Origin of the sequence: Pseudomonas silensiensis, from assembly GCF_050434865.1 — a bacterium.
In the GTDB taxonomy this organism is placed as follows: domain Bacteria; phylum Pseudomonadota; class Gammaproteobacteria; order Pseudomonadales; family Pseudomonadaceae; genus Aquipseudomonas; species Aquipseudomonas fluorescens_W.
Genome location: NZ_JBNDJH010000047.1, coordinates 1 through 10,794 on the forward strand (window position 1 = coordinate 1; position 10,794 = coordinate 10,794).

Sequence of the window (10,794 nt, forward strand, 5' to 3'; positions counted from 1 at the left end):
TCGTATCGCGCCCGGCACCTCCGTTGAGCACGTCATCTCCCGCGCCACCATCCATGGTGTCATCGCCGTTACCACCATTGAGTACATCGTCGCCGTCGCCGCCATTCAGGGTATCGTGACCGTCCCCACCTTCCAGCAGATCTTCCCCGCCAAAGCCCGTAATGCTGTCCGCGCCGTCAAAGCCGCGCAGAATGTCGTTGCCCTCAGTGCCGTTGATGATGTTGTTGTTACCGTCACCGTCGAACAGGTTGGTCGCAGACACCACCCAGAACGAAGCACCGCTCGCCACCGACTCCGTCGTGCCTCCTTGGTCGGTGTAGCGGGCTTGTGCGCGCACCTGCTGGCCGATCTGGTCGGCGCTCAGGGTGAAGCTGTCGCTGTTCGCGCCGACGATGTCAGTCCAGATATTGCCGTCGGCCGATACTTGCCACTGGTAGCCGATGGCACTCAGGCCGTCGGCGTCGGAGAGCGTATTGCTGGCGCTGAGCGTTTGACCGACCACCGTCGTGCCGCTGATGACCACATCGCCGGTCGGGGCATCATTCACGGCCGCAAGATTGAGTGTGGCCGAAGTGTTGATTGTGTCCGTGCCGTCACTGATCACCACCGCGAAACTCACCGCACCGTTGCGGTTGGTCGCCGGGGTAAAGGTCCAGGTGCCATCGCCGTTGTCGGTCAACGAACCCTCGGCCGGATCAAGGCTGACACTTTGCACGCTGAGGATGTCGCCGAAATCGATGTCGCTGGCGTTGGCCAGTAGCTGCGTGGCGCTGATGGTGTAGGCGGTATCTTCCGTGCTATCCGCCAAGCTGACCGGACCACTCACGGCTGGTGCATCGTTGCCCGCCGCCAGGGTAAAGCCCTGGCTAACGCTGACCAGCCCTCCCTGCCCGTCAGTCACTTCCCAGTTGAAATTGACCAACCCGAAGTAGTCAGCGTCGGGGGTGTAGGTCCAGGTGCCGTCGCCGTTGTCAACAATAGCGCCGTGAGTGGCACTGATGTTCTGGGCGATCAAGGTATCGCCATCGGCATCGGTGAAGGCACCCAGAAATACTGACTGCCCAACCGTAATCGGCGTGTCTTCCGTGCCGGAGAGATGAGTAAAGAACCCCGTAGGCTGCGGAGCATCATTGACGGGCGCCAGATCGACCCCTTGGCTGGCAACCATACTACCACCCTGACCATCGACCACCGCATAGCTGACGCTGACCGGCCCGTTGTAGTTGGCGTCAGGCGTGAAGGTCCAGCTGCCGTCGCCGTTGTCGACCAGGCTACCGTTGTCGGCGCTCAGGTTGGCGACGGACAGGGCGTCGGCATCCACATCGGAGAAACCGGCCAGCAGTTCGGCGTTGGTGAATACGTAAGGCGTGTCCTCGGTGCCATCTGCTAAGAGCGTGGTCGGACTGCCAAGCGGCGCGTCGTTGAGTGCGGTGACGTTGACCGTCAGCGTGTTGTCTACGAGCGCGAAGACTTCACCATCGCCCACGATGAAGCCGATGCTTGCGTAACCCGAGCCATTGGCATCCTGCGCCGGCACGAACTGGAGCTTGCCGGCGTCCAGGTCGGCTCGGCTGATTTCCTGGCCCACGGCGACCGCCACCCACGCGCTGCCGTTGTGATACTGCAGGCTGCCGGCCTGCGGCAGTTCGGTGATCTTCACAACGGCCAGCGGGTCACTGTCGGTGTCGCTGTAGTTGCCGAAGTCGCTCGCCTGCAACAGCAGCGGCGTATCTTCGTCGGTGGTCACACTGTCGTCGGTCGAGCTCGGTGGCGAGTTGAACATGGCGAGGACGGTCGCGGGGGACCAGACCGTGCCATTGCCAAAGCGTATCTCGTCGACCTGTGCCACCCCACCGAGGAAGTAGTCAACGATGGTGATGTTGTCGCTGGTATTCAGGGTAAGCAGCAGGTCATCGTCGACCCGGCTGACGCTCACCTGGGTGGGCAATATGGCGGTGTCAAACAGGATGCTGTCGATATCCCCCAAGGCGGCGCTGCGGTTGTCCACGGTGTCCACGCCATGCCCGAGGAAATAGCGGTACACATCATTGCCGCCGTCGCCAGACAGGGTGTCGTTGCCGTAGCCGCCGAACAGCTGGTCATCGCCGGCACCGCCGCTGACGGTATCGTCCCCGAAACTACCATTCACCAGATCATTGCCGTCGTTACCAAACAGCGCGTCGTTACCATCCCAGCCGTTCAGGTAGTCATCGCCCGCGAGACCATTGAGCTGATCATCGCCTGCCGCACCGTACAGGTAGTCGTGACCATCGCTACCCGTGATGCTGTCGTTCTGGTTGGTGCCGAAATACCAGCCGGCACGTTGCATGATTTCGGCGCGACTCCACATTGTGCCGTCGGCAAAGCGGAACGCCTGCACGCCGAAGCCTTCCCCGGTGTCCTGCGGATACGTCGCTCCCATGCTGCCAATGAACAGGCGATGCCCATTGGGAAACTCGATCACCAGGTTACCGGCCTCATTGAAGCTATCCACCGGCCTCACGAAGTGGAGATCGTCCGGATTGATGCCAGCTGCGAACTGCACGATGTTGAGCTGACCCAGTGCGTTGTCATCACTGATGGTGACGTCACCGCTGCCATCGACCAGGTAGGTGTCGCTCCCGGTTCCACCGATCAAATTTACATAGCCACCGCTGTTGCTCAGGTTGCGTGCATCGAGCGTGTCATGGCCGGCTTCGCCAAGGAGGAAGCTGCCTGTCTGGCTGTTTCCGACTTTCAGAATATCGTCGCCGGCACCGCCCCAGAGGAAGTCCACATTGCCGCCGCCCTGCAGCGAGTCGTTGCCATCCTCGCCACGCAAGGTGTCGTTGCCCGCCCCTCCATCGAGGCTGTCATCGCCTGCACCGCCGCTGAGCTGGTTATTGCCGTTGTTGCCGAGGAGCTGATTGGAGCCGGAGTTGCCCGTACCGTCCAGATTGGCCGAGCCGGTCAGGGTCAGGTTCTCGACATTGCTGCCCAGCGTGTAGCTGATCGAGGACTGGACGGTGTCGTTGCCCTCATCCGCCAGTTCATTGACCTGGTCGCCCGCGCTATCGACCACATAGAGGTCGTCTCCCGTGCTGCCGTACATGGCGTCGTCACCGGTACCGCCATCGAGTGTGTCGTTGCCGCCGAGCGCGTGGATCTGGTCGTTGCCGGCCAGGGCCTGGATGAAGTCGTCGCCATTGCCGCCAAAGAGCACGTCAGGCCCGTTGGTGGCAGCCACCTGCACGTTGGCGAGCAGGGTCGTCCTGTTCCACAGCGTGCCATTGGCGAACTGGACACGGTCGATCTCGTAGTCCGACCCCAGATAGAAGTCCTTGACGGTGAGCGTGGCGAGCGTGCTGGACACCAGCATCACCAGGTCATTACCGCTACGCAGGAAGCGCACGTCGACAGGGTTGAGGCCGGACAGCTGCAGCGTATCGACGTCGGCAGCCAACCCGCCGCTGTTGTCGATCACGTCGTGGCCGAAGTTCAGGCCGTAGACATAGGTGTCGTTACCCTGGCGCCCCGCCAGCCAGTCATTGCCGACACCACCGTTGAGGGTGTTGCGGCCACTGTTGCCGGTAAGGCGGTTGTCGAGATCGTTGCCGGTGCCAGCCAGGTTGGCAGTGCCGGTGAGTTCGAGGTTTTCCAGGTTCGCACCGAGGCTGTAGGTGATGGACGTACGGACCGTGTCGGTCCCCTCACCCGACGCCTCGCTGACGCTATCCCCAGTCTGGGCGATCAGATAGAGGTCATCGCCGGCACCACCGGCCATGCTGTCATTGCCTGCACCGCCATCGAGCACATCGTTGCCGTCGCCGCCGGACAGGCTGTCGTTACCTGCGCCGCCCAACAGAGTGTCGTTACCGGCACCGCCTTGCAGGTTGTCAATGCCATCACCGCCGTCCAGCAGGTTGTTTCCGCTATTGCCAATCAAGGTGTTGGCCAGGGTGTTTCCGGTGCCATTGAGATGGGCGCCGCCCAGCAGGGTCAGGCGTTCGACATTGCTGCCCAGGGTGTAGTCGATGCTCGCTTGTACGGTGTCATCGCCACTGTTGGCAGCCTCCACGACGACATCGCCGAGGTCGTCGACCAGGTAGGTGTCATTGCCGAGGCCGCCTTCCAGGCGATCGGCGCCGCTGCCGCCATCGAGCAGGTCGTTGCCGCCATTGCCGAACAGCGTGTCATTGCCGCCCAGGCCTTGCAGCACGTCGTCGTCGGGGTTGCCGTTGATGACGTCGGCACCTGCGGTTGGGGTGGCTGGCGTGTAATAGAGGTTGCTGAGGATGGCGCTGCTGCTCCAGCTCGCACCGTCGGCGAACTGAATACGGTCAATGGCATGGTCGGCATCGAGGAAATGCTGGCTGACGGTGAGGGTCTCGCCACTGGCCAGCACCCTCAGTACCAGATCGTCGCCGACCCGGGTCAAGCGGATTTGGCTGGCGTTGAGATTTCCGAGCCGGATGCTGTCGAGGTCAGCGGCCAGGCCGCCGCTGTTGTCGATCACGTCGTTGCCGTTCCCCTGGCCATAGAGGTAAGTGTCACTGCCCTGACGCCCCGCTAGCCAGTCGTTGCCGGCTCCACCGTTGAGGGTGTTGCCGCCACTGTTGCCGGTCAGGCGGTTGTCGAGATCGTTGCCGGTGCCGGCCAGGTTGGCGGTACCCGTCAATTCGAGGTTTTCCAGATTGGCGCCGAGGGTGTAGGCGATGGATGCGCGGACCGTGTCAACGCCGGCGCCAGCGGATTCGCTCAAGGTATCGGACGCTTGAGCAACAACATAGGTGTCATCACCGCTTCCACCGGCCATGCTGTCATTGCCGGCGCCACCATCGAGCATATCGTTGCCGTCGCCGCCTGACAGGCTGTCGTTACCAGCGCCGCCCAGCAGCGTGTCGTTACCGGCACCGCCTTGCAGACTGTCAGTACCATCCCCACCATCCAGTTGGTCGTCGCCCTCGTCCCCGGAGAGCGAATCATTTCCCAGACCGCCTATAAGGCTGTCGTTACCGGCACCGCCCTGGATTGTGTCATTGCCGCTGCCACCATCGAGCAGGTTGTTTCCGCTATTGCCAATCAAGGTGTTGGCCAGGGTGTTGCCGGTGCCATTGAGATGGGTGTCGCCCAGCAGGGTCAGGCGTTCGACATTGCTGCCCAGGATGTAGCTGATGCTGGCTTGTACGGTGTCATCCCCACTGTTGGTAGCTTCCACGACGACATCGCCGAGGTCGTCGACCAGGTAGGTGTCATTGCCCAGGCCGCCTTCGAGGCGGTCGGCGCCGCTGCCGCCATCGAGCAGGTCGTTGCCGCCGTTGCCGAACAGCGTGTCGTTGCCGCCCAGGCCCTGGAGTTGATCGTCGTCGGGGTTGCCATTGAGGGTGTCGTTGCCTTCAGTCGGGGTGACGGGCGCGTAGTAGAGGTTGCTCAGGATGGCGGCGCTGCCCCATGTCGTGCCGTCGGCGAACTGAATACGGTCAATGGCATGGTCAGCATCGAGGAAATGCTGGCTGACGGTGAGGGTTTCGCCGCTGGCGAGGACGGTCAGCACCAGGTCGTTGCCCACACGAGTCAAGCGGATCTGGCTGGCGTTGAGATTTTCGAGTCGGATGCTGTCGAGGTCAGCGATCAGGCCGCCGCTGTTATCGATCACATCGTTGCCGAAGCCGCCGCCATAACGGTAGCTATCGTCGCCGCGCCCACCAATCAGTAGGTCGTTACCGGCTCCGCCGTCCAGGGTATCGTTCCCGTCGTTACCGTTCAGGGTATCGTTGCCGCCCAGGCCGTTGAGGCTGTCGTTGCGCGAGGTCCCAGTCAAAACATTGGCGCTGTCATTACCATTTATAGTAGCCATGTCCGATACCCTATAATTTCGGTGGTAGTTTGACGGTTAATGCTAGTGGGTCGCGCATTCCTGGCTCATTCATTTGAATGAATAGATGGCCCTTTCATCGGAAATTGCCACTACGACCTTAGTCCCATACGAATCCACTGGTGCGCGACCGCTACCGGAAGTGACCGGCCAGCCGGGAGGACGGGCCTGAACAGAAACCGCAATGTGCCGCGAGATAGATCGGGGGCCTGATGTCTGCTGGGCGAGTGCCAGGGACAGCACGAAAAAATGGCGGCTCTAAGGTCGCACGAATGGTTCAGGGAAGTAGTGCTCAGTGGGCCACCGCGCCAGTGGTACCTAGAACGGTCTGCAAACGGTCGAACTGGGAGAAGAAGCGGCCGCGTTTCTCGTTGGCCGGGCATCCAGTGTGGATGGAATGCCAGCTTCTGGGCTGGGTTTTCTCCGCTAGGCTGGGTTGGCAAATCAGCGGAGCGATTCTGAATGACTGATCGACCCGAATAAGCGCCAGTTGGCCAAAGGCAGAAATCGGCCAAAAACCGGACATTCGAAATCTAAGGTAGGAAAAACTCAGCAATCAGCACTAGCGTTTTGACATCCATGACCCTGATGCAGGCACTATAGACGTTCATCTTTTAGATAATGGTAAGTACGTCCGAATGCTGAGGATAAATGGTTCAAAAGCCCCCAGCGTATTTCGATTGCGAGGGAGCGACGAAAATAGCGGTACCTTGGCGTTGAGTTGGACGCTAAGCCAAAGCCCTATTCTACTTGCGCTTTTTCTCCAGAGGATTTTTGACGAGAAAGTGTCGATTCGCGGTATCCGAATCGAAACTCAGAAACACGCCGAGGATGGCGGGTTCACAGATCTTGAGATCATGGGCGACGGCATCCACGTCATTGTTGAGGCCAAACGTTGGTGGAGTGTCGTCGATGACGCTCAGTACAACCGTTACAAGCCACGTCTCTCACAACATCTTCGCCACCAGCGTTTCGTCTCCCTCAGCGCCGCAGACCAGACGGATGCTCGTCGACTCCTGCCCACATCCATCAAAGATGAGGTCACTCATTTTTCGTGGCGTGACTTGCAAATTTTGGCAAGCGAGGCTCGCGCAAAGGCATCAGGCCGGGAAGAGAAACTGTGGCTTAGAGAGCTGATAGAACACTACAAGGAGTACGTTTCGGTGGATCGAGTAACTAACAATGACGTGTACTTGGTAGTGCTCTCTGCTGACCGGATACGGGGAGAGAATCCTTACTCCTATCTAGATGTGGTGGTGAGCGATGGGCATTACTACCACCCGATCGGAAAGAGCGGCTGGCCTGTCGTTCCCCCTAACTACATTGGCTTTCGATACAAAGGGAAATTGCTTTCCGTGCATCACGTGGACAGCTTCGAGCGAGTCGCGAGCCCGTCGGATATAAACCCATTATGGTCAAAGAGCAGTAGTGAGTGCGTCGTATATAAGTTAGGACCAGCGATGAAACCCGCAGAGCCATTGCCCAACGGCAAAATTTATGTGACCGGACGGATCTGGTGCGCCATCGATACTTTGTTATCGGGAGCATACAGTTCGATTGCTGAAGCACGTGATGAGACAAAGCGTCGGATAAGCGCACAATGAAAAAGAAGAAGTTAAACCTCCTACCTCTATTTCCGCCGCAGTTCCACTGGCTTGGAAATGGGCAGGGTTGTCCACCCTTCGATGTGCTGAACTCAATGCTATATCACGCTGTTGCGACTCATCCTAGCAACATCGATAGACCGCAAATCATTGGCAAACTGATGCTAATCGGGCGCACCTACTCCGCCTCGGTGGAGCGCAGAAAAACCCAAGGGCATGTTAAGGATGAGAGGCAAGCGCTTGAAGTCGTCATTGCGGCTGCCGAGGCTATTGCTGTGTCAAAGTGTGCCAAGTTATTGGACGCCATCGGAATGAATGACAAGCTCACGAATGACCGCTTGCCGGAAGCCGTTGCTATCCATCTTGAGCTTTGTCAAGCGCTGGCGACCGCCAACAACCGCGAGAACAGCAGCCTCGCCTCGAAGTACCTTCACTTTCACCGGCCAGAATTCTTCCCCATTGTGGACTCGTATGTTCGTGAAGGATGGTCGTGGGTTATGGACGAGTTGGGCCACAGCTACAAAGGTTGGCGTGTCTTCGGAAAAGTTGATCGCTATAACGATTGGTGCGCGCGAGTTCTGGAACTACGCAGCTTGATGGAAAAGAGCCTCTGTCACACGGTCAGTCTCCGGCAAATCGATAACTATCTGCTGTCGATAATGTCTCTGGATGGCCAAGGCGGTTGGGGGTTACCTCGTTTGCCTGGCTGATAAGCAGACCTATTGCTCACTAGGTTGGCGGGATTCATAGCCATATAGGAAAATTGCTTTTGGCCGTTTTCAGCCTTTCACGAGAGGCAGAAAACGGCCAATTTCAGCCTTTGCTGACCGGCAGCTATGGGTGTTGCCTCCAGTGCGCGTTGCGCTAACGCCTGGTGCACATCAGCTGACGGCGCAACGTCGGGGCAACCAGGCATCCAACGCCAACGAATCCCTGGGACAATCTGACGGCCACTGACGATCAACCAGAATCCGCCGCCCGTCTTCAGGCGTGGCAGGTTCGCCTACACTTTTGCACTGGATCATCACATCTCACCCCCTCCACTCTCGCGGGCTGACTCCGGTCTTGCGGCGGAACGCCCGGGCCAGTGCCGACGGGCTTTCGTAGCCGACTTCTTCGGCGATCAGGGCGATCGGTTTTCCTTCGCGCAGGCGTTTCTGCGCCAGGCTGATTCGCCAGCTCACCAGATAATCCACTGGCGCCTGGCCGACCACGCGTTTGAAGTGTTCGGCGAAGCTGGCCCGCGACATGTTGGCCAGTGTCGACAGTTCGGCCACGCTCCAGGGCTTGCCGGGGGCTTCGTGCATCAGGCTCAAGGGCCGTGCCAGGCGCGGATCGGCGAGGCCGGCCATCATGCCCGGTTGCTGATTGCCTGTGCTGAGGATGTGCCGTAGCAACAGAATCACCACCAGTTCGAACAGCCGGTCCATCACCGCTTCACGACCACAAGTGCCCTGGAAGGCTTCGTCGAACAACCATTGCAGGGTGCTGGCCAGGGTCGGGATTTCATCGAGCTTGAGCACCAGAAATTCCGGCAGCGCTGCTGCCAGGGCGTTGCCCGAGCCGCCATCGAAACTCAGGGATGCACATACCAGTTGAGTGGCGGAGGCTTGCGAGGCGCTCAGGCGATGGCGGTACGGCCTGGGGAAAAAGATCAGCGTCGGCCCGCTGAGGCGCTGCTCTGGCTGATCGGCCAGTTTCAGCACGACTTCGCCGGCTTGCAGCAAGTGCACATGACCGCAGACCTGGTTGCCGTCGAAGGCCGTAGTGCCGCAAAACGTGCCGCTGTGAAAGGTACCAGCGTTGACGCCGAAATGGGTGAGCAAGGTGGATAGGCGATCCATAGGGAAACTCCCGGGAGCAGTTCTGGACGATCTGTCGTATATCGTCGACGATTTGCATCCAATTAACCAGCTCGAATCCATAGGATGAACTCCGTACCCAGCGCCTGTCGCGCTCAACCACGGAGCATCACCATGACCCGCATCATCCCTGTCAGCCTCGAACACGCCACCGACGCCACCCGCCCATTGCTGGAAGGCGTGCAGAAGAAAATAGGTTTCCTGCCCAACGTTTTCCGGGTACTGGCCCACGCCCCCGCCGTGCTGGCTTCGTACCTGCAAAACTCGGCGGCCCTGGGCAAGACATCCCTGAGCGCCACGCAGAAGGAAGCGATCTTCCTCGCAACCTCACAGGTCAACGGCTGCGATTACTGCTTGGCGGCACACACGCTGTTTGCCAGCAAGGCCGGGCTCTCCGGCCAAGAGATCCGCAGCGCCCGGGTCGGCCAGCTCGACGCCTATGCCCTGCTCGCCCGGCAGATCACCGAAAGCCGTGGTCACTTGAGCGGCGAGCAGATCGCCGCGGCTCGAGCCGCCGGTATCGATGACGCGAAGATCATCGAAGTGATTGCCCACGTGGCCTCGCAGACTCTGACCAACTACTTGAACAACGTCGCCCTGACCGATATCGACTTCCCGACCATCGACGCCTGATACCCACCCGCTGCGGAGAATACGAGCATGAACACTGTGACCCTTTACACCACCGACTCCTGCCCTTACTGCCGCAGCGCCAAATCACTGCTGGCCAGCAAAGGCGTGACAATGCAGGAGATCAACATTCAGCGCGAACCCGACAAGCTTGAGGAAATGCTCAACCGCAGCGGCCGACGCAGCGTGCCGCAGATTTTCATCGGAGACAGGCATATTGGCGGCTTCGATGACCTGGCCAAGCTGGATCGCCAGGGAGGGTTGATGTCGATGCTGGCTTGAGCGCAATGCCACTGTGGGAGTGTGTCTGCTTGCGAAATGGTACATCAACTACCCCTATGCTGAATGTGCCGACGCCTTCGCGGGCAAGCCCGCTCCCACAGGGATTGGGTTTGACTTTGTGCAGCTGGTACGGCACCACCAGCACCAATAATGTCAGGGCCATGAAAAACACCGCGGTCGGTTGCGTCAAAAATATCGTCCAGTCGCCTTCGCTGATGGATAAGGCGTTGCGCAATTGCTTCTCGGCCATCGGCCCAGCAGCATGCCGACGATCACCGGCGCCACCGGGAAAATCGAAACGGCGCATCAACATCCCGCCCCAGACAGGTGGCTTTTGCCCGGTTCAGCGCAGCTTATCGCCTGGAACTGATCGCTCGACCGGAACATTGGTGGGCGCTTTTAGGGTACGCGCAACGGGGACCCTCACCCTGATCTTCGCCGTTTTTGAAAGCGCCGACGACGAAGTATGTAGTGGTCTAATGAAACCGGACACCCATTTAGGCGAGAATGCTCGCCAGATCGAGGTGTCAGATGACCAAACAACGCCGCTCCTTTACTCCTG

General features: G+C 59.6%; 7 protein-coding genes and 1 pseudogene. 4 read left to right on the plus strand and 4 right to left on the minus strand.

Translation table 11 applies throughout. The annotated features are described in order from the left end of the window. On the minus strand, positions 1–5,836 hold a 5,836-nt coding region (locus QF010_RS33890), incomplete at its 3' end, for a cadherin-like domain-containing protein (RefSeq protein WP_429534831.1). A gap of 656 nt (positions 5,837–6,492) precedes the next feature. On the opposite strand from QF010_RS33890, the gene QF010_RS33895 reads away from it, so the two are divergent. Together QF010_RS33895 and QF010_RS33900 are read left to right on the plus strand one after the other, a co-directional pair. Continuing rightward, complete coding sequence (locus QF010_RS33895; protein ID WP_429534832.1) at positions 6,493–7,458, plus strand: hypothetical protein; 966 nt, start codon at positions 6,493–6,495, stop codon at positions 7,456–7,458. Further along, positions 7,455–8,168: a hypothetical protein gene (locus QF010_RS33900; protein WP_429534833.1), complete on the plus strand. Its 714-nt coding sequence runs from the start codon at positions 7,455–7,457 to the stop codon at positions 8,166–8,168. The genes QF010_RS33895 and QF010_RS33900 overlap by 4 nt, the downstream gene beginning before the upstream one ends. A gap of 171 nt (positions 8,169–8,339) precedes the next feature. On the opposite strand, the gene QF010_RS33905 is transcribed toward QF010_RS33900, so the two are convergent. Together QF010_RS33905 and QF010_RS33910 are read right to left on the minus strand one after the other, a co-directional pair. Next, positions 8,340–8,483 (minus strand): DUF488 family protein, N3 subclade, encoded by a 144-nt coding sequence (locus QF010_RS33905; RefSeq protein WP_330219776.1) that lies wholly within the window; start codon positions 8,481–8,483, stop codon positions 8,340–8,342. Positions 8,484–8,489: 6 nt separating this feature from the next. Continuing rightward, the gene (locus QF010_RS33910; RefSeq protein ID WP_429534834.1) at positions 8,490–9,302 is read right to left on the minus strand and encodes a cupin domain-containing protein; all 813 of its coding nucleotides are present in this window, start codon (positions 9,300–9,302) and stop codon (positions 8,490–8,492) included. Positions 9,303–9,434: 132 nt separating this feature from the next. Here QF010_RS33910 and QF010_RS33915 point away from each other — a divergent pair, with 132 nt between their 5' ends. Both QF010_RS33915 and grxC read left to right on the plus strand, forming a co-directional pair. Continuing rightward, entirely contained in the window at positions 9,435–9,953 is a 519-nt protein-coding gene (locus QF010_RS33915; RefSeq protein ID WP_056739513.1) for a carboxymuconolactone decarboxylase family protein, read from the plus strand. 27 nt (positions 9,954–9,980) lie between these two features. Continuing rightward, the gene (gene grxC, locus QF010_RS33920; protein ID WP_429534835.1) at positions 9,981–10,232 is read left to right on the plus strand and encodes a glutaredoxin 3; all 252 of its coding nucleotides are present in this window, start codon (positions 9,981–9,983) and stop codon (positions 10,230–10,232) included. 118 nt (positions 10,233–10,350) lie between these two features. Here the strand turns inward: grxC and QF010_RS33925 are convergent. Next, positions 10,351–10,554 (minus strand): annotated as a pseudogene (locus QF010_RS33925) (tripartite tricarboxylate transporter permease); the annotation flags it as partial. Positions 10,555–10,794: the final 240 nt, after the last annotated feature.